This window comes from Peribacillus sp. S4 (assembly GCF_046715815.1).
Taxonomy (GTDB): domain Bacteria; phylum Bacillota; class Bacilli; order Bacillales; family DSM-1321; genus Peribacillus; species Peribacillus frigoritolerans.
This window is the reverse complement of record NZ_CP175708.1, coordinates 4,236,335-4,259,237: the sequence shown is the minus strand read 5'-3', so window position 1 is coordinate 4,259,237 and position 22,903 is coordinate 4,236,335. Positions and strand designations below refer to the sequence as shown.

Below are 22,903 nucleotides of genomic sequence, written 5' to 3'. Positions count from 1 at the left end.
CGATAAACTGAAGGCCCTCCATATCAATGGGGGCCTCCTTTGTGCAGGGATGATGTTATTATTTGACCTGATACTTTTTCAAACGGTATTGAAGGCTTTGGCGGCTAATATTCAGGGCCTTGGCTGCTTGGGAGATATTCATGCCATGTTCCTTCAATATCTTCTCCAAGTATTGCTTTTCAGTATTGGCGATATAATCATCAAGAGATAAGGTCGAATCCTGTAAATCTCCATTTGCATGAGTCTCTTTTCTTCCGGGCTGAATGTCTTCCAAATGGGCTTTCTTCCTAAATAGAGCCGGAAGGTGGGTGATGGCAATCTTTGTATCGCCAGGCTCCATTAAATTCATGGCCCCCTCAATGATATGTTCGAGTTCCCTTACGTTCCCGGGCCAGTCGTAATCATAAAAAAGCGAGTAGACTTCTTCGCTGATCCCTTCTATATTCAATTCGAACAGCGCATTGAATTTCTCGATGAAGGATTGCGCCAGCAAAGGAATATCCTCTTTCCGTTCACGAAGAGGCGGGATGAATAACGAAACGACACTTAATCGGTAGTATAAATCCTTTCGTAAATGGTCATTTGAAATGGCATCTATCGGATCTTCATTTATCGTTGCAATGACCCTAACGTCAATTTGTTTATCCTTAGTATCCCCAACGCGGCGAATCGTCCTTTCTTGAAGGGCCCGTAATAATTTCGCTTGCATGTTCGGATTTAATGAGTTGATTTCATCTAGCAGGATGGTACCGCCCTGTGCCTGTTCGAATAATCCAGGCCGTTCGATCGATCCGGTGAAGGCGCCTTTCTTTGTGCCGAAGAGTATTCCTTCAATTAGACTGTCTGGCAGGGCAGCACAGTTTTGGCTGATGAAAGGTTGTGTCGAACGGCTGCTGCCATTATGGATGCTTTGGGCGAAGAGCTCTTTTCCGGTGCCCGTTTCCCCAACGATGAGGATGGAGGATGCCGTCCTGGTCGAGCGCTTGCACTTTTCTATCACTTCCAGGAAATTTTCACTCGTTCCGATGATGCTGTCAAAGGTATATTTAGTATCGCCCTTATTCAATATATTATCTTTAATGATTCTTTCCAGATTCGTTATATCCTTTGCCACTTCAATGGCCCCGATGATATTTTGCTTTTGATCCAAAATCGGAAAAGTATTATTGATTGTTGTTATTTCCTGACCAAGATTATTGAAGTAGGTCTGCTTCGAGTTCTCGGTTGTCTTCCCCGAATGAAGAGCCCTTATTAATGTACTCTCCGTTTCTTCCTTGAATTTAAAGATTTCGTGAATCTTCTTCCCTAACACTTCTTCTGAATCCATTCCTTCGATTTCTGCCATTTTCTTGTTATATACAATCGTCCGCCCTTTTATATCGATTATATGTATCCCTGTATCGATTACATCCACAAGCGAATAAAGGATGGATTGGAAACCATCTATTTTAATGATTTGATCTAAATTCATGAATGCCTCCCGTTTTTCTTCTTTTCTTAGAGCTATTGTAGAGGAATTGAAGCAAAGGCGCAAATAAAATTTGCACAGCAAGATTATTTTGCATTGAAGTGCAAAAATATTTTGCGGAAAAAGTGCGAAAATGCTGTTTTTTATGGTTTTTCTAGTTGGCATGAAATTTGCATTAATAAAAAGTGTAAGGTTTAAGCGACAAAAATAGGGATTAGAGCAAAAAATAATGGCATACTATGTCAATTTTGCCCTTAAAGTGCTGAATTTCATTGCATTTTTCAAGAAAAAACATTATTTTTTCGAAAAAACGAAAAGTTGGCACGGAACTTGCTTGTTTAATTAAGGGAGAAGTAAAAACATAAACTTAGGGAGATGAGACATAATGGTCCAAACATATAAACACGAACCATTTACTAATTTTAAAATCGAAGAAAACAATAAAGCTTTTCAAGCGGCATTGAATGATGTAGCTAATGATCTAGGGAAGAAATATCCGCTGATCATTAATGGTGAAAGAGTGTTTACTGATGAAGTCATTACCTCTGTAAACCCAGCAAATAAAGAAGAAGTTATCGGAACCGTATCCAAAGCGAATAAAGATCTTGCAGAGCAAGCGATGCAAGCGGCAGATCAGACATTCCAAACTTGGAGAAAAACGAAAGCGGAAGTGCGCGCAAACATTTTATTCAGGGCTGCAGCAATCGTTCGCAGAAGAAAACATTATTTCTCGGCTCTATTGGTTAAAGAAGCAGGGAAGCCTTGGAATGAGGCGGATGCAGATACAGCGGAAGCGATCGACTTCATGGAATACTATGCACGTCAAATGCTGAAGCTTAAAGACGGCATGCCAGTGGAAAGCCGTCCGATTGAACACAATGCTTTCAATTATATTCCGCTTGGTGTGGGTGTCATCATCTCACCTTGGAACTTCCCGTTTGCGATCATGGCAGGCATGACGACGGCTGCTCTTGTTTCAGGTAATACGGTCTTATTGAAACCGGCCAGTACAACACCGGTCATTGCAGCTAAATTCATCGAAGTGCTGGAAGAAGCGGGCATGCCTGCAGGAGTTGTGAACTTCATTCCAGGAAGCGGTGCCGAAGTGGGCGATTATTTGGTAGATCATCCTCGTACACGTTTCATCAGCTTTACCGGATCTCGTGATGTCGGTATCCGTATTTATGAGCGTGCGGCAAAAGTACATGAAGGCCAAATCTGGTTAAAACGTGTCATCGCTGAAATGGGCGGTAAAGATACGATCGTTGTTGATAAAGAGGCTGATCTGGAATTGGCGGCACAATCAATCGTCGCTTCTGCATTCGGATTCTCCGGTCAAAAATGTTCTGCTTGTTCACGTGCTGTCATAGTGGAAGATGTATATGACCAAGTCTTGAATCGTGCCATTGAATTAACGAAAGAAAAAACGATCGGGGAACCAACAGATCTAAACAACTTCATGGGTCCGGTCATCGATCAAGCAGCTTTCGATAAAGTCATGAGCTACGTTGAAATCGGTAAAGAAGAAGGGAAAATTGTTACAGGGGGAGAAGGAGACAATTCAAAAGGTTTCTTCATCCAGCCAACTATCATTGCCGATGTGGATGAGAACGCACGTGTCATGAAAGAAGAGATCTTCGGACCGGTTGTTGCATTCTGTAAGGCAAAAGATTTCAATCATGCAATCGAGATTGCCAATAACACGGATTATGGATTAACGGGTGCAGTCATCTCTAACAACATTGAACATATTGAACAAGCGCGTGAGGATTTCCACGTAGGTAACTTGTACTTCAATCGCGGCTGTACTGGTGCCATTGTAGGATACCAGCCATTTGGCGGATTCAATATGTCAGGTACAGATTCAAAAGCGGGCGGTCCTGATTATTTAGTTCTTCATCTTCAAGGTAAAACAACATCTGAAACGCTATAAATTTTAGGGGGAATCAACATGACAACTTTAACGGAAAAATTAATCGAGCAAACTGAACAATATGGTGCAAACAATTATAATCCACTTCCAATCGTCATTTCGAAGGCAGAAGGAGTTTGGGTGGAAGATCCTGAAGGCAACAAATATATGGATATGCTTAGTGCCTATTCAGCAGTGAACCAAGGCCACAGGCATCCGAAAATCATCGACGAATTAAAAAAACAAGCGGATCGCGTAACATTGACATCCCGTGCATTCCATAGTGATAAATTAGGACCATGGTATGAAATGGTTTCACGCATTACGCAAAAAGACATGGCTCTGCCTATGAATACAGGTGCTGAAGCCGTTGAAACAGCCATCAAAGCTGTTAGACGCTGGGGCTATGATGTTAAGGGAATCGCAGAAAACCAAGCTGAAATCATTGCTTGTATCGGGAACTTCCATGGCCGTACGATGGCAGCCGTGTCCTTGTCATCCGATGATGAATATAGAAGGGGCTTTGGACCGATGCTGCCAGGGATCAAGCTTATCCCTTACGGCGATCTTGATGCATTGAAAGAAGCGATTACACCGCAAACGGCTGGATTTTTAATCGAACCGATTCAAGGTGAAGCGGGAATCATCATTCCGCCACAAGGATTCTTAAAAGAAGCTTACGACTTATGTAAAGAAAATAATGTCCTATTCGTTTCTGATGAAATTCAGTCAGGACTTGGACGTTCAGGAAAAATGTTCGCCTCTGACTGGGATGGAGTAGTTCCTGATATGTACATTTTAGGTAAAGCGCTTGGCGGCGGGGTTTTCCCAATCTCTTGCGTAGCTGCGAACCGTGAAATCCTTGGCGTATTCAATCCTGGTTCCCATGGTTCTACATTCGGCGGCAATCCATTGGCATGTGCGGTTTCCATCGCTTCATTGGAAGTCCTTGAAGAAGAGAAGCTTGCGGAACGTTCATTGGAGCTTGGGCAATACTTTATGGATCGTTTAAAAGAAATCAAGAATCCAATGATTAAAGATATCCGCGGCCGAGGCTTATTCATCGGAGTCGAATTAACAGAAGCGGCACGACCTTATTGTGAGCAGCTTAAAGAAGAAAAACTGCTATGTAAAGAAACACATGATACAGTTATCCGTTTTGCTCCGCCATTAGTGATTACTAAAGAAGACTTGGATTGGGCAATCGAACGCATTAAAAAAGTTTTATCCTAATATACCTATGAGGTGAATTCCATTGAGTACAACAATCAAAGAAGAAAAAGAAACTGCCAGCTTGCTTGATTCAACACAGGTCGTAATCAAGGAGGCGCTAAATAAGCTTGGCTATTCTGAAGAAGTGTTCGAGCTTTTGAAGGAACCTCTACGGATGCTTACCGTCCGGATTCCAATTAAGATGGATGACAATTCGACGAAGATTTTCACTGGATACCGTGCCCAGCACAACGATGCTGTCGGTCCGACGAAAGGCGGAATCCGTTTTCACCCTGAAGTCGATGAGGAAGAAGTCAAGGCACTTTCAATGTGGATGAGTTTGAAATGCGGAATCGTGAATCTGCCATATGGCGGAGGAAAAGGCGGCATCATCTGTGATCCGCGCCAAATGTCAATCGGTGAATTGGAAAGGCTTAGCCGTGGATACGTTCGGGCAATCAGCCAAATAGTGGGGCCGACTAAAGATATCCCGGCCCCGGATGTTTATACGAATTCACAAATCATGGCATGGATGATGGACGAGTACAGTAGAATAAGAGAACACGATTCTCCTGGTTTCATTACAGGTAAGCCACTGGTACTGGGCGGTTCACACGGCAGGGAAAAGGCGACTGCACAAGGTGTCACCATCTGTATCGAGGAAGCGGCAAAGCGTAAGGGCATAGAATTGAAAGGTGCACGCATCATCGTCCAAGGGTTTGGGAATGCAGGAAGCTTTTTGGCCAAATTCATGCATGATGCAGGTGCGAAAGTGATTGGCATATCGGACGCATATGGTGCCATCTATAAACCTGAGGGTCTGGATATCGATTACTTACTTGATAAAAGGGATAGCTTTGGAACGGTAACGACACTATTCGATCATACAATCACCAACCAGGAGCTTCTGGAACAAGATTGTGATATTTTAGTGCCTGCTGCCATTTCCAATCAAATCACCAAAGAAAATGCACATCTTATCAAAGCCCAAATTGTCGTCGAGGCCGCGAATGGACCTACCACATTGGAGGCAACCAAGATCTTGACGGAACGCAATGTGCTTCTCGTACCTGATGTATTGGCAAGTTCAGGCGGTGTGACAGTTTCTTACTTCGAATGGGTTCAAAATAATCAAGGTTATTATTGGGAAGATGAAGAGGTCCAAACCAAATTAAAAGCGTTATTGGTCAACTCATTTAATCAAATATATGAAATGTCCGAGACGAGAAAAGTGGATATGAGGCTGGCAGCGTATATGGTGGGTGTCAGAAAAATGGCAGAAGCCTCGATATTCCGCGGCTGGGTATAAGCTATAGTCTAATAATGGGGAGTGGAGGAGTGATTCCGTGTTAAAACCGATTCATACCATCGAGTGTGCTCAAGATGGGACCGTCGAACAAGTTTACGTTCAAAAGGATTCCTATGTTTATGAATGGGAAAGGCTCTTTTTAGTGAAGACGGAAGATGGGAAATTGATTGATGTTTCAATAGGTGCCAGTGGTCACATTACTGAAATTAATGTTTCGGCAGGGGATCCTATTAATAGAAAGCTTCCTTTAGCTTTGCTCCAAGACGATTTTGTTATAACTGGCTCTGATTGATTATAGGAAAGAGGGTGTTCCAAAGGCGGAAGCGATTTCTGCTTTGGGATGCTCTTTTTTTTGTTGAGATCATTTATAAGGCGGTGACAAAGCCAGGAAAAAGTTTGAAAAGGAAACACGATGAGGGCTCGATCGTGGTGAGAAGAACATGAAGGACAATCCACTTACGAAGATTCATCCCACACTTCAATCAGATCGTAAGGTCGATAAGTGGTGGGTAGTTCAACCATGCTGTTCGAAAGATTTTGGAATAGATTAAATGAGTGGCCCGGTCTACTTGGGAAAAGGAAAAAAGAACTAGATTAACATAAGGACTTTTAACCAAGATAAATACATGCTCCTTCGCTGACCATACGTCATAACAGGGTATGGTTCCGCGAAGGTATTTTTGATTTGGAAGGGCATATTGTCTTATTCCCGTTCATAAACTTTTACAAGCCAGTACCAAGGCAAGAGAGGAGTGGATCATGGTTGCTCGAAACCGGTTGACTCTATCCGTGTGTGCTTTCTAGGAATTTAAGCCCACGGCTAGAAGCTAGTATGTTAAACTACAAATTGAGATTTTGACATCAAATAAGTGGCGTTTTTTCTGAATCCATCCAAATTCACAATAAAAAATTCAGAATTCCGCCGTTTAAAAGAGGGGAGTTAATCAGAGTATGAGAATCTCAGAATTAAAGAGGAAAGCCCTTCAGTCGTTGGGAGGTAAATGGGGAGTAACTGTTTCGCTTATGTTGCTGTTATTCTTGATCAACCTCATTTTTCCTTTAATTGTCGAAGTGATCGGAAGCGGTGGGTTTTCAGAATGGCTCATGCAGGAAGACACACCGTTATGGTCCGATATCTTCAGCATGGTCTTTTCCATTGCCTTAATCCCGCTTACCATTTCAACCACTTGGTTCTACCTGAATTTAGTTAGGGAAGGGAATCCTGGCATTCCAGAAGTGTTCGCTATCTATAAAGATGGAAAAACCTCTTTCAAGCTTATTGGGGCATCCATCTTACAGGCAATTTTCATTTTTTTATGGTCATTATTATTAATCATTCCGGGTATCATCAAGGCCATCTCTTATTCGCAGCAGTTTTTCTTATTGAAGGATCATCCTGAATACACGGTGCTTGAAGCCATTACAGAGAGCAAAAAAAGAATGAAGGGCTTGAAATGGAAGTATTTCCTTATGCACCTGAGCTTCATCGGGTGGGGCATCCTTTGCATGTTCACATTGGGAATTGGTTTACTATGGTTGATTCCTTATGCAGGAACGACAACGGCTGCATTCTATGAAGAATTGATTGTGCCTCAAGAGGATATTGACGATGATCAACAAATAGAGGGATAAAAGACTAACCGATAGCATATGGCTATCGTTCAGACTGTAGACAAACTCGATTTTAATCGAGTTGATCTGACCCAATAAAGTTAGACATATAATTTAAGCAGCTTCTAAGACCTGAGTTCGGTATTCTATCGGACTCAGGTCTTTTAATTTTACCTTCATTCGTTTGTGGTTATAGTAATGAATATAATCATCTAATTCCTTTTCAAAGTGCTCCATACTTTCAAACTCTTGGAGATAAAGCAATTCAGACTTTAACAAGCCAAAAAAGTTTTCAATGACTGCGTTATCTAAACAATTTCCCTTACGGGACATGCTTTGTATAATGCGGGAATCTTTTAAGGTTTTTTGATACTTCTTCATTTGATAATGCCACCCTTGATCCGAATGGAGGATGACCGTATCTTCTGGTTTTAGGTGTTTAATCGCCTCATCTAACATATCTCCAACAAGTTTATAAACAGGGCGTTTCATCACTTTGTAGGCAATAATTTCACCATTACATAAATCAAGGATAGGGGATAGGTAACGTTTCTCCCCAAATAAATGAAATTCCGTTACGTCTGTTACCCATTTTTGATTCATTTTCTCGGCTTGAAAATCACGTTGTAAAATATGGGGGGCAATTCGACCAACACGCCCCTTATACGAACGATACTTTTTCATACGGACTAAACATTTTACGCCCATTTCATTCATGAGGCGGTTGATGGTCTTTGGATTGTGAGAAAACCCATATTTTTTTAACTCTTTTGTGATACGACGATAACCGTAACGTCCTTTATGTTCATGATAGATAGACTGAATAGTGGCTTTTACCTTCGAATACTTATCTTCTCGATTCAAGCGTTTTTCCCAATAATAGTACGTGCTACGTGGAATATCAGCGACTTTAATTAAGGCCACAACCTCATAAATGGACTTTAGTTCATAAATTACTTGCGCTTTGATTTGGGTTGTAATTTTTCCTGCATTTGAACTAAAGTATTTAACTTTTTTAAATACGCATTCTCCATTTCTAGTTGTTTAATTCGTTCTTCAAGCTCTTTAACCGAACCTTCAATTTGTTTGGATGGATTGATATCTTTTTTCATGGATGGTCTCCCCTTTTTCTTAGAAATTAGGGCATCTAATCCATAGGCATTAACATTTATTCTCCACGTCCGAATTAGTGCTGGAGATGAAATATTAAACCTTGCGGCTGCGTCGTAAGAAGATATACCCGTTTCATTCATATAATTAAGTACATCCATTTTAAACTCCGTAGAATAACTTGTATAGGATTTCTTAAATCCATCGGCTCCTTGAATTTGGTATAAACGAACCCATCCTTGAATCACTTGATACGAAACTTCAAATATTTTTTGAAGATCCATATAGCTGTGCTTTCCTTCAAGGTAAAGTCGTGTAATGAATATTTTCTGTTCGGCAGAAAAATTAGCCATAAAAAACACCCCGTAAATGTTAGTTTGGTGTCTAACATTTACGGGGCAGTTCAAGTTTGTCTACGGTTTTTTTATGGCATGTACAATTTGGACGTTGATTTCCGCTCCAGGCACTCGCTTTCCGCGGCGGTCCGCGAGACTCCTGCGGGGTCTCTGTAGACGCGCTTTTCCCGCAGGAGTCTCGCACCTTCCCCTCCAATCAGCTTTTTTATAAAAATTAGTTAGAAACTATACCTGATGAGTTGAAGGTGTTGGTTTGGGAACATCATTTGATCAAAGTCACGTTTTCCGAACCCCTTTTGTCTACAAACAGCAATCGGTAGCAAAAGGCTATCGGTTTTTTATTCCCGATTCTCCTTAAAAAGGTTAAATTGTTCATTTTGCCTGGTGTATAATAGAATATTGAGAATGCCATTTAGGGGGATTACATAGTGAGTGGGTATAATATTGCGGATCTGGTATACCAATTGTTTTGCCTTTTATTTCTAATCCTGATCATCGTTGGGACCGTATCCCTTTTCCGTTCCATCAAGCACCGTAAAACCAGACTGGATATCATGGAAAAGAAAATGGATGATTTGCATGAACTGATTAAAAGGGGAAAAAATTGACGGCGGCATCGTGCAGGCGTTCAAGTTGCAGGTAAACTCGAAGAAAAGCGAGTTTGCCTGCAGTTTTTTTATTTAAACAGCTTGATTTCAGAAATAATATTTAATCCTATATAAAAGTGTGAAAAAGTCTAGCCTTATTTTAAATCATGGTTATCACCTGTGATAGCTTGATGGGCATTCGGCAGGAAACCATTCCGAACCCTATGTTGCCTGTAGTTTTTATTAATTGAAAAACGTTCCAAGAAACGTGATCCACAAACTCCGGCAATTATAAAATAATCTATACTGAAATAACTTAGTGGAAAGCACTGTCTCCAAATTTGAAAAAAGAGGATTGGATTTCAGCATCAATTGAGAGACATAAAAAAGTAGAAAAAGAAAGGGAATTGTCAAAAATAAGCAGTTTTACATAGGGGTGTCGGGATTGTGGGGCAAATTTCATGCAAGGCCGCTGGTATGGAAGATGCATGGTTTGTTGCGGTCTTTTACCCTATAATGGAATAGATGTGTATTTAAGGATTTGGTGAAAAAGTCTATCAGGAATGCTCGACCCTATAACAAATCGACGGAGTTGGAGAATGCTTAACATTCTGTTCTTTTGTTAGGTAACTTTTAAGAAGTGGGAGGAGTCGGTATCATGAAAGAAGTTATTGCAGTAAAAGAAATTACTAGGTTTAAAACAAGGACGGAGGAATTTAGCCCGTACGCTTGGTGTAAAAGGATGTTAGAAAATGACCCTGTGAGTTATCACGAAGGAACGGATACGTGGAATGTCTTTAAATATGAAGATGTGAAGCGGGTTCTCAGTGATTATAAACATTTTTCAAGTGTACGGAAACGGACCACCATATCGGTTGGAACGGATAGTGAGGAAGGTTCTGTGCCTGATAAAATCAAAATCACTGAAGCGGATCCACCTGATCATAGAAAACGCCGTTCACTGCTGGCAGCAGCATTCACACCTAGAAGTCTTCAAAACTGGGAACCTCGCATTCAGGAAATTGCAGATGAATTGATTGGACAAATGGATGAGGAAACGGAAATCGATATTGTGGCATCATTGGCGAGTCCCCTTCCGATCATTGTCATGGCCGATTTGATGGGCGTTCCCTCGAAAGATCGTTTATTGTTTAAGAAATGGGTAGATACCTTATTTCTTCCTTTTGATAGAGAAAAACAAGAAGAAGTAGATAAATTGAAGCAAGTGGCAGCAAAAGAATACTATCAGTATTTGTATCCGATTGTTGTGCAAAAACGTTTGAACCCGGCGGATGATATCATCTCAGATTTATTGAAGTCAGAAGTGGATGGGGAAATGTTTACGGATGATGAGGTCGTCCGGACGACCATGCTGATTTTAGGTGCAGGAGTCGAGACAACCAGTCATTTATTGGCCAATAGCTTTTATTCGCTGCTATATGATGACAAAGAAGTTTATCAAGAGTTACATGAAAACCTGGATTTAGTTCCGCAGGCGGTCGAAGAAATGCTCCGTTTCCGATTCAATCTTATTAAATTGGATCGCACTGTAAAGGAAGATAACGATCTATTGGGAGTGGAATTGAAAGAAGGGGATAATGTGGTTGTTTGGATGAGTGCAGCTAATATGGACGAAGAGATGTTTGAAGACCCCTTCACACTTAATATCCACCGCCCTAATAATAAGAAACATCTCACATTCGGTAATGGTCCTCATTTCTGCCTCGGTGCGCCGCTTGCCAGGCTGGAAGCGAAGATTGCGCTTACTGCATTCCTGAAGAAATTCAAGCATATTGAAGCGGTCCCATCGTTCCAGTTAGAAGAGAATCTTACCGATTCAGCGACAGGGCAAACTTTGACCTCACTACCGCTTAAGGCAAGCCGCATGTAAAAAACGAAAAACCTTGTGCCTAACCTGCATAAGGTTTTTTTTCTTTTTGCATGTTGAATGGTATGCGTTAAATATGTTCCTGCCGCTCCTTGAAACGTTCGAGAGGATATCTTATAGTAACCTGAAGTTGAGGTGACAATGACGAATAGAGTAGTATGATAAAGTAGAAAATTTTGTGTCCAGGCATGTTCCCCGAATTAGGTTGGCGGGCGATGAAGCAATTACACCCACCATGCAATGAAGAAGATATGATAAAATAGAAATTTCCAGATGAAACAGTTTTAATAAGTGAAAGGATGTTATCATGAAATTAAAGCAGCAATTAACCGTTGCCTTTATAATAAGTGTACTTTCTTTAATCGGGTTCAGTTTCATGGCATTTACCATAAGTGCAAATGAATACCTGAAATTTGATGAAGATGTGATTTCCTTGGTGCAGGGATGGGAGTCCCCTCTGCTGACGGACATCATGAAGTTCTTTACTTACATAGGTTCAACCGCTTCACTGATCATCCTTTCCTTGGTCATTTTGTTTTTCTTATATAGGGTTTTGAAGCATCGTTTGGAACTAGTCTTATTCACTGCAGTCATCGTGGGTTCACCTCTTCTCAATTTGATGGTTAAGCTATTCTTTCAACGCGCCCGCCCCGATTTACATCGACTCATCGATATAGGGGGATACAGTTTCCCGAGTGGACATGCCATGAATGCATTTTCTTTATACGGTATTCTTACATTTCTGCTATGGCGTCATATTACGGCTAGGTGGGCAAGGATTCTCTTGATTCTTTTCAGCATGATGATGATCCTCTCGATAGGTATTAGCCGAATATACTTGGGGGTCCATTATCCTAGTGATATCATTGCCGGGTATTTGGCGGGCGGTTGTTGGATTGCGATTTCCATCTGGTTTTTCCAAAGGTATCAAGACCGGCGGAAGAACAAAGATCGTTAATAAAGGGAGCAAGGTTATTGCAAGATAAGCAGCCGGCAGGTAACAAGCCAGCTGTTGATTCAAGAAAGTTAGGAGCGTATTAAATGGAAAACTGGATTACGGAATTCATGAATGATTTTGGGTATATGGGAATCTTTCTATTAATAGCATTGGAGAATATTTTCCCGCCGATCCCGTCTGAGGTCATTCTTACTTTTGGCGGTTACATGACGACTAAAGCGGATATGACGATTATCGGTGTCGTTATCGCTTCGACCCTAGGGTCTGTGGCAGGGGCAGTCGTCCTTTATGGAATTGGTTTACTTCTTGATGTGAAGGTCATTGAAAGGTTCGTGGAAAGATGGGGCCATATTCTTCGGTTAACTGTATCGGACGTCCATAAGGCGAATTCATGGTTTGACAAATACGGGTCATGGACCGTGTTTTTCTGCAGGCTGGTTCCGCTGATCAGAAGTTTGATCTCGATTCCAGCAGGGATGTCCCATATGAGCTTTTGGCTCTTCCTGATTTACACAACATCCGGAACATTAATTTGGAACATCATCTTGGTGAATATCGGGGCAGCTGTTGGCTCTTCGTGGGAAGATATTGTAGGGTACATGGACATTTATTCAAACATCGTATATGCGATACTGGCCTTGCTATTGATCGCTTTCGTTGTTTTGATTTTTAGAAGGAATAAAGGCAAAGTATAATCTCAGTTTAGTTGATTGGGCCGGTATCATCGGCATACATTCCCTAACCGAATATGACCATTAAAGGCTGTCATTGCGACAGCCTTTTTCTTATTGGAGGAAGAAAACTGAACCCAGAATAAAGGGGGAGTGCTTTGGACAAAATGAGTGAAACGAAAAAGGAATGAGGTTCGGTGCTATGGCTTCTTTTTTCAAACAAAAGAGACAAGTGAAGCAACGTGAAAAGAAAAAGGAAGATGAAAGTCAATCCAAAAGCAAAACGCCTGATTATATTGAAAGTTCCCTTTCTGCCAATCTGGAAATCGTGAAGCAAAAGACGGGAAAAAGTCCCGACATTATTATCCGAACGTTGAAAATCGGGCAAAACCCGGAGATAAAAACAACTATTTTGTATGTGCAGGGTCTGATTGATAATCCTAGCGTTACGGACTTTATAATTGAATCAATCATGAAAAATCCCCACCTGTCAAAAAACATACTTCCACTGGAAGCAATGGAAATTATCTCTGAGGACGTGGTTTCCCTCGGTGGCGTAGAAAAGGTCACGGACTGGGAAAAGCTATTTTTGACATTATTATCAGGGGACAGCATCATTTTTGTTGATGGAGTAAACGTCGCCCTGGTTGCCAGTACAAGAGGAGGAGAGAAGCGCTCGATTCAGGAGCCAAGCACGCATTTGACTGTCCGGGGATCAAGGGAAGGGTTTACGGAATCGAATGGAACGAACATCGCCATGTTACGCCGGATCATCAATACCCCGGATTTATGGATAGAGTCGATGAAAATAGGCACGGTGACAAAAACGGACGTTTCCATCATGTATATAAATGGAATTGTCAAGGAAGGGATTGTCGAGGAGGTCAAGAAGCGCTTAAATCGAATTAACATCGATAGCATTCTTGAATCAGGATATATTGAACAATTGATAGAAGACCAGGTCATGACCCCATTCCCAACCCTAAACCATACAGAAAGACCGGATATGGTTGCGGGAAATCTTCTGGAAGGAAGAGTGGCGATATTCGTTAATGGAACGCCTTTCGTCTTGGTGGCCCCGGCAATATTCGTACAGTTTTTTCAATCTGTCGAAGACTACTATAATCGCTTCGACATTGCTTCAGCCACACGTTTTTTACGGATCATCGTTTTCATCATCTCGATAGTCGGGCCGGCTGTCTATGTTGCAGCCACGACTTTTCATCAGGAAATGATTCCAACGAAGTTGCTGGTCATTGTAGCGGCCCAAAGGGAAACGGTTCCTTTGCCTGCCGTCGTTGAAGCGGTTCTTATGGAAATGACCTTTGAAATATTACGGGAAGCAAGTCTTCGGATGCCAAAGGCTGTAGGTTCGACGATGTCCATTGTCGGGGCACTGGTCATTGGGCAGGCGGCCGTCCAGGCTGGTATCGTATCGCCGGCAATGGTCATCATCGTCTCGATCACGGCGATTGCCAGTTTCGCAACCCCTTCTTATTCCATAGCGATTTCTGCCCGCATTGTGCGGTTCGGATTCATCGTTTGTGCCGGCACTTTAGGTTTTTATGGGATGATTTTAGCCTTTATCATTCTCATCGTCCATTTATGCAGCCTGCGTTCACTTGGAGTTCCTTATATGACACCGCTCGCTCCTCTGAATCCTGAAGGGCTGGGCGACACATTCTTCAGAAGACCTATGTGGGCATTCAAGGAAAGGCCTAAATTTTTAACCAACGAAAATAATCTGATAAGGGAAGGCGAGAATCAAAGACCATTGCCTCCTGAATCGCGCGGAATGAAAACTTCTAACGGGAAAAAAGGTGAAGGCAATGAATCGTAAAAGATTAGTTCCGCTCTTGATGATGTTAATCGCCACCACATTCACCACAGGCTGTTGGGATAAAACAGAGTTAAACGAAATGGCCATCGTCTCGGCGGTCGGACTCGATAGAAATAAAGAAGGAAAGTTAGTGGGAACGTTCCAAATCATCAATCCAAGCAATGTAGCGGGAGCTCTTCAGGGCGGCGGCGGGACAAATCCACCGATATCCATTTATAGGGCCACAGGAAATAATGTGCTTGACCTGGATAGCATCGCTTCAACGAAAATCTCCAGAGATATGTATTTTGCTCATGCCAACCTGGTTGTCATCGGTGAGGAACTAGCAAAAGAGGAGGGCCTCAACGATATTTTCGATGCGTTTGAGCGCTCACCGGAATTCAGGGCAACTACGAGGATCGTGATTGCCCGGGGTGTGAAAGCAAGGGATATTGTAGAAACGTTAACTGCAATCGATAAGGTATCTGCTGAAAAAGTCATTAGGACGATTGAAACCACTGAAAAAACCCAGGGGAAAAGTATTAGCATCAATCTCCAAGAGGTGATCAAGAATCTGCTTAGTACCGGAAAAGAACCGATAATAAGCGGTTTTACCGTGAAAGGAAACACGGGTAAGGAAAATAAAATGGAGAATACTATGTCCTCGGATATTGAGGCAAACCCTACTGCAGCAGGGATAGGTGTTTTTAAAGATGGAAAATTGATTGACTGGCTGGATGGTGATAAGGCAATAGGATCAATGTGGGTATTGGATAGGATCGAAAATACCTATTTAAACCTTGATTGGGAGGGTAAAAAAGACGCAGTTACCTATTCAGTCATTCGCCAAAAAACCAACGTCGGGGTAAAATTGGTAAACGGCAAACCGAAAATATCGATAAAGGTCCGTGCAGAGGGAGATGTCCGGGAGGTGAATGTTCCTTTGAATCTAACCGATATGCATGTTCTGATAGATATTGAAAAGAAGTTAGCGAAAGAATTGAAGAAGGAGATGGAAGGTGCGATCGTTCGGGCACAAAAAAATAAATCCGATATTTTTGGCTTTGGGGAGCTCATGCACGAATCCCATCCGAAAGAATGGAAGAAACTAGAGAAAAACTGGGACGACGATACTTTTCCTAAACTGGAAGTTGATGTGCAGGTAGAAACTTTCATTCGCCGTACCGGATTACGTAATAAGCCATTTCTTTCAAATTTAAAAAAGAAAGATCAATAATGGAAAGGAAGTGGCATTCTCATGGAAAAGGCAAAAATCAGCGGTTACCAGCTGTTCGTCCTTATTTTCATGTTTGAAATGGGCAGTGCACTTTTGGTTCCGCTTGCAGGTGAAGCCAAGCAAGCTGCTTGGCTAGTCATCCTTATTGCGATGATAGGCGGATTTTTATTATTTTTCGTTTATTATGGCCTTTTTCAATACTACCCTGAGCAGCTTTTAACAGAGTTTGTAAAACATATATTGGGGAATTTTCTAGGCAGGATCGTAGCTTTTCTATACATCCTTTATTTGATCTATCTTGCTGCAAGGTGTCTTAGGGATTTCGGAGATACACTGCTTACTTTTGCCTATCCTCATATTCCGTTATTTGTTGCTAACGCAGCATTCATTTTAGTCGTGGTGTATACGGTCCGTAAAGGGATAGAAGTATTGGCGAGGACGGGGGAACTATTCTTTGTCTTGGAGAATTTACTTTTAATGACCTTCTTTCTTCTGATTATTGCTTCAGGCATGATCCATTTAAACAACTTAAAACCCATTTTTGAAATGGGCGGGACAGAGATGGTGAAAATGGGCTTCACTAAAACCGTATTTTTTCCATTTGGCGAGATCATAGTGTTTTTAATGATTTTTCCTTATTTGAACGAACCTCAGCGACTGAAAAAAATTGGGATAGGGAGCTTGGCGACAAGCGGTATTTTTCTCGCGGTAATAATGGCTGTGAATGTTGCTGTACTTGGTGTGGACCTTACGACACGTTCGCAATACCCTCTTCTTACCCTCATACAGTCCATAGAGGTCGCTGGCTTTCTTGAACGTCTCGATGTGTACTTCTTGTTTTTGTTGTTGCTTGGCGGGTTCATCAAGATAAGTGTATTAACTTATGTAGCGGTAACGGGTACGGCGAATGTTTTCAATGTTAAACAGCCCTCCAGACTTGCATACCCTGTTGGCATCGTCATTTTATTGATTTCGATCATTATGTCAAGCAGCTATACGGAACATATCTATGAAGGGCTAGATGTCGTACCAAATTACATCCATCTGCCATTTCAGGTAATCATCCCGTTAGTTCTCTTGATCATTGCCTTTTTTAAGAATCGGAAAAAAAGGAAAGGCCAGCACCAAAATAAGTTCCAAGGCGGAGTTGATCAAAAATGAAATTCTTCGGTATTACGCTTTTGCTTCTGACCCCTTTAGTGGTCATATCTTTAGGTATGGATATTCTATTGGGATTTGATCTGGATAATTCAATCAAGCATGCCTTTAACCCATTTTTGGTGAAGGACCCCGCTGAACTTATCCTTTTTTTCATTCTTCTTGCATTCCTTGTATTCAGCTTCTTTTATCGAAAAAAAAAGAAAAAGAACCAGGTCAAAGGACAACAATGATGTTGCAATTCCCGTTGCTGAAATAGAGATGAACTCCGAATGGGGGAGTTTGTCTTTTTGCTTTTTTATAACCTTGTAAACCCATTTCATAGTATGATGATAAAATGAGCTTATTTAACAGCGGAATGTAAAATCATTCAACCAAAAAACCCCGGGAGGAGGACGGCAATTTGGATATCAAATTGAATCGAAAAATCATAAAAGACATGTGCGGGGCCGTCTCCTTTAAAAGAGGGGAAGCTTTTCATCGTGCTAATAAAGTGACATTTGAAAGCTATCATCATGATGGTTGTGAAGCATCGGTTAGAGGCAAGGAAGACTTCCATGTCACGATTGAAGTGGATGCAGTCGGCGGATTTCAGACGAAATGCAGCTGTCCTGCGCTAGCTTCCTTCCATAGGGATTGCCAGCATATTGCAGCCGTCCTGCTGTCGGTTTACGACCATAAGCGAGATGGAACGATACCTGAAGGGATACGTGCAACCGGTCCTGATGCTACAGCCCATAAGGAGTTGTCAGAGGGCTTGCTTAGCCTTTTCAATAATCAGCCTGTACGCAAAAGCGGTCATCAGCGCCATTTTGAAAATAGAATGATGCTTGAAGCGGAGTTTACGTGTAATCCAGTATGGATGGGAATGGACCAATATATGTTAGGACTGGAAATGAAAATCGGTTCTCTCAATGTGTCGAATGTCCGGGATTTCCTGAAGCGAGTTAAAGCAGGAAAGCCTGCCCAAGTGTCCCCTTCATTTATATATGACCCGGTGCTGCATTGTTTTCAGAATGAAAATGATTTAGTGCTTCAGGAGCTCATTACAGTGATATCGGATGAAAAAGTCTATGTGGACGCCCTGACGGATAAATCCGAATATACATTGGACCATCACTTATTACTTCTGCCTCCATCTTCTTTTCGAAGGCTTGTCCCCATCCTTGAAGCGGCGCCAATGGTGAAGCTTGCCTATGGCGGCCTTACATTCAATGGCTTTCGTGTAACAAACGGACCGCTTCCTTTACAGTTTGACTTTACTGAAAGCGAGGACAAAGGTTATCAACTGAATATTAAAAGGCTGCACGAGATGATCGTCATGAATGCATACACATTGGTCCTTTTTGAGGGGAAATTGGTTCAGCTCGAAAATGAGGATTTCAAACGCCTTTCAGAGTTAAAGCAAATGATGGAGGATTCGGGGATGAATCAAATTCCAATCCATCATGACCAGCTGGAATTATTCCTGGACAAGGTGGTACCAGGCTTGAAAAGACTCGGTGAAGTCCATATAGCAAGATCCATCACCGAATTGTTTTTGAAGACACCGCTGGTTGCAAAGCTATACTTGGACCGAGTGAAAAACAGGCTGCTTGCCGGGCTGGAATTCCATTATGAAAATATCGTGATCAACCCTTTGGAAAAACAGGAATCCAAGGTTATGAGGGATGTTGAGAAAGAGGCGGAGATAATAAAGCTGATGGAGGATAGCCAGTTTGCCAAGACGGACGGAGGCTATTTCTTGCATAACGAAGAATTGGAGTATGAGTTCTTGTACCATATCGTTCCTAAACTCCAGAAGCTGGTGCAAATCTATGCCACTACCGCTGTAAGGAACCGAATTTCCCGTGGAAATGCTGCACCGCGCATTAGGGTGAAAATTAAAAAAGAGCGTACTAATTGGCTCGAATTCAAATTTGAAATGGATGATATCCCAGATAAACAAATACGTGAGGTCTTAGCCGCGCTTGAAGAAAAAAGGAAATACTATCGTTTAAGGAATGGATCGCTGCTTTCCCTTGAAACAAGGGAATACGAGGAAATCAATCGTTTTCTGAATGCACTGCCCGTACAGGATGAAGACCTGGAAAGCACACTGAACATGCCCCTCATAAAAGGGCTCCAGCTCCTAGACTCCGTTAATGACAGCCAGACATTCACGATGGAAGAGTCATTCCGGCAGTTTTTGGATAACATCAGGAATCCCGGCGCCTTGGAGTTCACGGTGCCAAAGAGTCTGGACCCGATTTTGCGCGAGTATCAAAAAAACGGCTACAAATGGATGAAAATCCTTGCACAATACGGTTTTGGCGGGATTCTTGCTGATGATATGGGTCTGGGAAAAACACTGCAAAGCATCACGTTCATTTTATCCGAGCTACCTGACATCCGTAAGAAAAGGGTTCCTGTGCTTATTGTCTGCCCATCATCATTGACTTACAATTGGCTGAGTGAATTCACTAAATTCGCTCCTGATATACAAGCCGTCGTCGTGGATGGAGACAAGACGGAAAGGTCGAAGCTGCTTAAAGAAATGAAGGACATGGATGTAGTGATCACTTCTTATCCATTGCTTCGGAAAGACATCAATTCGTTTGAAAAAGAGGACTTCCATACGGTGTTTTTCGATGAGGCACAGGCCTTCAAGAACCCGGTGACACAAACGGCACGAGCGGCCAAGAAGATAAAAGCGGCACATCGCTTCGCTTTGACTGGTACGCCCATCGAGAATTCACTGGAAGAGCTCTGGTCCCTTTTCCACGTCGTATTCCCTGAACTATTCATGGGGTTAAAGGAGTATAGCAACCTCTCAAGGAAGCAGATTTCCCGCAGGATCCGTCCATTTTTGCTTCGGAGAATGAAAGAGGACGTACTAGGGGAATTACCGGAGAAAATCGAGTCGCTGGAATCGATGGAACTGCTTCCCAATCAGAAGAAACTGTACGGGGCTTATCTGGCCAAGCTGCGGCATGATACGCTGAAACACCTGGACAAGGACACCCTCCGCAAAAATCGGATCAGGATCCTTGCTGGCTTGACCCGGCTTCGGCAAATATGCTGTCACCCCGCCTTGTTTGTGGACGGATATAAAGGCAGTTCAGCAAAATATGAGCAGCTGATGCGAATTGTCGAAGATTCTAAGCATTCTGGAAGACGGGTGCTGATTTTCTCGCAATTTACAAAAATGCTTACAATCATCGGCAGGGATTTGGCCATGGAAGGACAACCCTTTTTCTACCTGGATGGACAAACCCCATCAAAGGAACGTGTGGAAATCTGCAATCGGTTTAATGCAGGAGAACGGGATATATTCCTCATTTCGTTGAAAGCTGGCGGTACGGGTCTCAATCTGACGGGTGCAGATACAGTCATACTATATGACCTTTGGTGGAATCCGGCAGTTGAAGAACAAGCCGCGGACCGTGCCCATCGAATGGGGCAGAAAAATGAGGTTCAAGTCATCAAGCTTATTGCCCGTGGGACAATCGAAGAAAAAATGAATGAACTCCAAGAGAAAAAGAGACATCTTATTGAAGAAATCATCGACCCTGGAGACAAGTCGTCTTCTGCACTTACAGAAGAGGATATCAGGGAAATCCTGATGATATAAGGGTTTAGCCGAAGGTAATAAATAAATAGTTCAGTTATGGAGCATTCCTTTGTAAAGAGGAATGCTTTTTTATTTTTAAGGCGTAAAGATTGTTGTTTTTAAAACGAAACTATTTAAGGTTGATCCCACAGGCGTTTACGCCGAGGATGCTCACCTCCCGCACCAAGGAAAGCGAGCATCTGGAGGGGAAATCAACCACAACTCACTACCTGGTAAATAGCAATAAAGTATGTGAAAACAGCCATTTTTAAAAAGAATAGGATATTTCATTAACAATAATAATATAATAAAAAACAACAATGTTTTATTGTTAATCGATAAAACGTATGTTAAATTAAATGGACAATAAATAAGTGAGGTGCTTTTTATGAAACTAGGAACAACACTCTTTTTAAAGATGGCTGTTATTCTTATTGGAATTCCAGTTCTTGCTTTGTGCATCTTCTTGGTGCCTGGGATAGCGAATTTTGCAGCAGAATTATATCCGGATATGGCTTATTTGAAATATCTCGTTTTAATCGATTTGTATGCATCGGCGATACCTTTTTACTTTGCCCTATATCAAGCCTTTAAACTTTTAAGCTATATTGACAAGAACAAAGCTTTCTCGGAATTATCTGTAAGAGCTTTAAAGATTATAAAAAATTGTGCAATCACAATAAGTGGCTTGTATGTGGCAGGCATGCCGCTCTTTTATCTCATCGCGGAAATGGACGACGCCCCAGGTATCATAGTAATCGGAATGGTCGTCATTTTTGCTTCAATGGTGATTGCAGTCTTTGCTGCTGTTCTTCAAAGGCTTTTACAAGAAGCCATCGATATAAAATCAGAAAATGACTTAATAGTCTGAGGTGATTAACTTGGCAATTATAATCAATATTGATGTGATGTTGGCTAAAAGGAAAATGAGTGTTACAGAACTTTCCGAGAGGGTTGGAATAACGATGGCTAATCTTTCCATATTGAAAAATAGCAAGGCAAAAGCGATTCGATTAACAACCTTAGATGCGATTTGTAAGGCTTTAGAATGTCAACCCGGGGATATTTTAGAATACCGAAATGATGAAGGCACTCAAGATTAGGATTTATAAAGGGGAGTTACTCATGAATGTAGATAAAAAAATGGAGGCACCAATCATGAGGGCACTAAAACAACTCGTTCGTTTTGGTTGGGAGCAGGCCCTATCATGCTTGTTTCCTGCCGTTATTTTTGCCTCTTTGGCTATTACAAAATTCATCCCGCTTCCCTTTCTGCCGCGGTATGACTGGCTGCTCATCATCTGCCTTATCATGCAGTGGTGGATGCTGCGTTCCGGGCTTGAAACACGGGATGAACTAAAGGTCATCACCTTGTTCCACCTTATTGGTCTTGCCCTTGAACTTTTCAAGGTACATATGGGCTCCTGGACTTATCCAGAGGAAGGATATTTCAAGATTTTTGGAGTGCCTCTTTATAGCGGATTCATGTACGCTAGTGTAGCGAGTTATCTTTGCCAGGCGTGGAGGAGGTTAAAGGTTGAACTGATCAAGTGGCCGCCGTTTTTTGTCGTTGTATCCCTTGCGCTTGCGATTTATTTGAATTTTTTCACCCATCATTATTGGATGGATGTTCGTTGGTGGCTATCTGGACTTGTCATCATCGTCTTTTGGCGAGCATGGGTCACATACGAAGTTGGTGGAACCCGTTATCGTATGCCAATCGCATTTTCTTTTGTGCTCATCGGATTTTTCATATGGATAGCCGAAAATATCGCAACGTTCTTTGGAGCTTGGGAATATCCTAACCAAACCGATGCATGGAGTCTCGTACATCTAGGGAAGGTAAGCTCATGGCTCTTACTGGTGATTGTCAGCTTTCTTATAGTAGCGACGCTAAAACAGGTTAAGGGGAAAGATTCCGCTGTGATGGATGAGGGTCAATTTTTATAAGATGAATTATTCAAGTTAGATAAAAATAAATATAGACGACACATTGTGTCGTCTTTGATTTTTTC

At 42.0% G+C, this 22,903-nt stretch carries 19 protein-coding genes; 17 read left to right on the top strand and 2 right to left on the bottom strand.

Annotated elements, in window-relative coordinates:
* Nucleotides 1-58: 58 nt before the first annotated feature.
* Nucleotides 59-1,471 carry a sigma-54 interaction domain-containing protein gene (locus ACJ9PY_RS20215; RefSeq protein WP_411738824.1) on the bottom strand — a complete coding sequence of 471 codons (1,413 nt, stop codon included), beginning with the start codon at nucleotides 1,469-1,471 and terminating at the stop codon, nucleotides 59-61.
* A gap of 382 nt (nucleotides 1,472-1,853) precedes the next feature.
* Here ACJ9PY_RS20215 and pruA point away from each other — a divergent pair, with 382 nt between their 5' ends.
* From pruA to ACJ9PY_RS20190, 5 genes are all read left to right on the top strand, one after another.
* Nucleotides 1,854-3,401 (top strand): L-glutamate gamma-semialdehyde dehydrogenase, encoded by a 1,548-nt coding sequence (gene pruA, locus ACJ9PY_RS20210; protein WP_063575393.1) that lies wholly within the window; start codon nucleotides 1,854-1,856, stop codon nucleotides 3,399-3,401.
* 18 nt (nucleotides 3,402-3,419) lie between these two features.
* Nucleotides 3,420-4,613, top strand: coding sequence for an ornithine--oxo-acid transaminase (locus ACJ9PY_RS20205; RefSeq protein WP_098866168.1), 1,194 nt, complete (start codon nucleotides 3,420-3,422; stop codon nucleotides 4,611-4,613).
* Between the two features lie 22 nt (nucleotides 4,614-4,635).
* Nucleotides 4,636-5,901, top strand: a complete 1,266-nt coding sequence (locus tag ACJ9PY_RS20200) for a Glu/Leu/Phe/Val family dehydrogenase (protein WP_194719320.1) — start codon at nucleotides 4,636-4,638, stop codon at nucleotides 5,899-5,901.
* 37 nt (nucleotides 5,902-5,938) lie between these two features.
* Nucleotides 5,939-6,193, top strand: a complete 255-nt coding sequence (locus tag ACJ9PY_RS20195; RefSeq protein ID WP_048686804.1) for a hypothetical protein — start codon at nucleotides 5,939-5,941, stop codon at nucleotides 6,191-6,193.
* A gap of 659 nt (nucleotides 6,194-6,852) precedes the next feature.
* Complete coding sequence (locus ACJ9PY_RS20190; RefSeq protein WP_328129456.1) at nucleotides 6,853-7,533, top strand: DUF975 family protein; 681 nt, start codon at nucleotides 6,853-6,855, stop codon at nucleotides 7,531-7,533.
* A gap of 93 nt (nucleotides 7,534-7,626) precedes the next feature.
* Here the strand turns inward: ACJ9PY_RS20190 and ACJ9PY_RS20185 are convergent.
* Nucleotides 7,627-8,975, bottom strand: a protein-coding gene (locus ACJ9PY_RS20185) for an IS3 family transposase (RefSeq protein WP_411738344.1) whose coding sequence is annotated in 2 segments (ribosomal slippage) — nucleotides 7,627-8,516 and nucleotides 8,516-8,975 — 1,350 coding nt in all. Because the reading frame shifts where the segments join, the coding sequence is not laid out codon by codon here.
* A 431-nt stretch (nucleotides 8,976-9,406) separates the two neighbouring features.
* Between ACJ9PY_RS20185 and ACJ9PY_RS20180 the strand changes: the two genes are divergently transcribed.
* From ACJ9PY_RS20180 to ACJ9PY_RS20125, 12 genes are all read left to right on the top strand, one after another.
* Nucleotides 9,407-9,586, top strand: coding sequence for a hypothetical protein (locus tag ACJ9PY_RS20180; RefSeq protein ID WP_034309467.1), 180 nt, complete (start codon nucleotides 9,407-9,409; stop codon nucleotides 9,584-9,586).
* A 634-nt stretch (nucleotides 9,587-10,220) separates the two neighbouring features.
* Nucleotides 10,221-11,456, top strand: coding sequence for a cytochrome P450 (locus ACJ9PY_RS20175; protein WP_258249881.1), 1,236 nt, complete (start codon nucleotides 10,221-10,223; stop codon nucleotides 11,454-11,456).
* Nucleotides 11,457-11,760: 304 nt separating this feature from the next.
* The gene (locus ACJ9PY_RS20170; RefSeq protein ID WP_411738823.1) at nucleotides 11,761-12,411 is read left to right on the top strand and encodes a phosphatase PAP2 family protein; all 651 of its coding nucleotides are present in this window, start codon (nucleotides 11,761-11,763) and stop codon (nucleotides 12,409-12,411) included.
* Between the two features lie 83 nt (nucleotides 12,412-12,494).
* Nucleotides 12,495-13,106 (top strand): DedA family protein, encoded by a 612-nt coding sequence (locus ACJ9PY_RS20165; RefSeq protein WP_063590355.1) that lies wholly within the window; start codon nucleotides 12,495-12,497, stop codon nucleotides 13,104-13,106.
* 178 nt (nucleotides 13,107-13,284) lie between these two features.
* On the top strand, nucleotides 13,285-14,922 hold the full coding sequence (locus ACJ9PY_RS20160; protein ID WP_411738822.1) for a spore germination protein: 1,638 nt from the start codon (nucleotides 13,285-13,287) through the stop codon (nucleotides 14,920-14,922).
* Complete coding sequence (locus ACJ9PY_RS20155) at nucleotides 14,912-16,138, top strand: Ger(x)C family spore germination protein (protein ID WP_411738821.1); 1,227 nt, start codon at nucleotides 14,912-14,914, stop codon at nucleotides 16,136-16,138. The genes ACJ9PY_RS20160 and ACJ9PY_RS20155 overlap by 11 nt, the downstream gene beginning before the upstream one ends.
* A gap of 21 nt (nucleotides 16,139-16,159) precedes the next feature.
* Complete coding sequence (locus tag ACJ9PY_RS20150; protein WP_411738820.1) at nucleotides 16,160-17,299, top strand: GerAB/ArcD/ProY family transporter; 1,140 nt, start codon at nucleotides 16,160-16,162, stop codon at nucleotides 17,297-17,299.
* Nucleotides 17,296-17,529 (top strand): hypothetical protein, encoded by a 234-nt coding sequence (locus ACJ9PY_RS20145; RefSeq protein WP_098937252.1) that lies wholly within the window; start codon nucleotides 17,296-17,298, stop codon nucleotides 17,527-17,529. Before ACJ9PY_RS20150 ends, ACJ9PY_RS20145 begins: the two co-directional genes overlap by 4 nt.
* Before the next feature lie 170 nt (nucleotides 17,530-17,699).
* Nucleotides 17,700-20,909 carry an SNF2 helicase associated domain-containing protein gene (locus tag ACJ9PY_RS20140; RefSeq protein WP_411738819.1) on the top strand — a complete coding sequence of 1,070 codons (3,210 nt, stop codon included), beginning with the start codon at nucleotides 17,700-17,702 and terminating at the stop codon, nucleotides 20,907-20,909.
* 367 nt (nucleotides 20,910-21,276) lie between these two features.
* On the top strand, nucleotides 21,277-21,759 hold the full coding sequence (locus ACJ9PY_RS20135; protein WP_106026076.1) for a DUF2975 domain-containing protein: 483 nt from the start codon (nucleotides 21,277-21,279) through the stop codon (nucleotides 21,757-21,759).
* 10 nt (nucleotides 21,760-21,769) lie between these two features.
* A complete protein-coding gene (locus tag ACJ9PY_RS20130) occupies nucleotides 21,770-21,991 on the top strand; it encodes a helix-turn-helix domain-containing protein (protein ID WP_411738818.1) in 222 nt (73 codons plus the stop codon).
* A 55-nt stretch (nucleotides 21,992-22,046) separates the two neighbouring features.
* Nucleotides 22,047-22,838, top strand: coding sequence for a DUF817 domain-containing protein (locus ACJ9PY_RS20125; protein ID WP_054400641.1), 792 nt, complete (start codon nucleotides 22,047-22,049; stop codon nucleotides 22,836-22,838).
* The last annotated feature ends 65 nt before the right edge of the window (nucleotides 22,839-22,903 follow it).

Coding starts and splice junctions, on each gene's coding strand:
- pruA (WP_063575393.1), top strand. CDS start 1,854: ATGGTCCAAACATATAAACACGAACCATTTACTAATTTTAAAATCGAA.
- ACJ9PY_RS20150 (WP_411738820.1), top strand. CDS start 16,160: ATGGAAAAGGCAAAAATCAGCGGTTACCAGCTGTTCGTCCTTATTTTC.
- ACJ9PY_RS20145 (WP_098937252.1), top strand. CDS start 17,296: ATGAAATTCTTCGGTATTACGCTTTTGCTTCTGACCCCTTTAGTGGTC.
- ACJ9PY_RS20205 (WP_098866168.1), top strand. CDS start 3,420: ATGACAACTTTAACGGAAAAATTAATCGAGCAAACTGAACAATATGGT.
- ACJ9PY_RS20125 (WP_054400641.1), top strand. CDS start 22,047: ATGAGGGCACTAAAACAACTCGTTCGTTTTGGTTGGGAGCAGGCCCTA.
- ACJ9PY_RS20215 (WP_411738824.1), bottom strand. CDS start 1,471: ATGAATTTAGATCAAATCATTAAAATAGATGGTTTCCAATCCATCCTT.
- ACJ9PY_RS20160 (WP_411738822.1), top strand. CDS start 13,285: ATGGCTTCTTTTTTCAAACAAAAGAGACAAGTGAAGCAACGTGAAAAG.
- ACJ9PY_RS20170 (WP_411738823.1), top strand. CDS start 11,761: ATGAAATTAAAGCAGCAATTAACCGTTGCCTTTATAATAAGTGTACTT.
- ACJ9PY_RS20190 (WP_328129456.1), top strand. CDS start 6,853: ATGAGAATCTCAGAATTAAAGAGGAAAGCCCTTCAGTCGTTGGGAGGT.
- ACJ9PY_RS20155 (WP_411738821.1), top strand. CDS start 14,912: ATGAATCGTAAAAGATTAGTTCCGCTCTTGATGATGTTAATCGCCACC.
- ACJ9PY_RS20165 (WP_063590355.1), top strand. CDS start 12,495: ATGGAAAACTGGATTACGGAATTCATGAATGATTTTGGGTATATGGGA.
- ACJ9PY_RS20135 (WP_106026076.1), top strand. CDS start 21,277: ATGAAACTAGGAACAACACTCTTTTTAAAGATGGCTGTTATTCTTATT.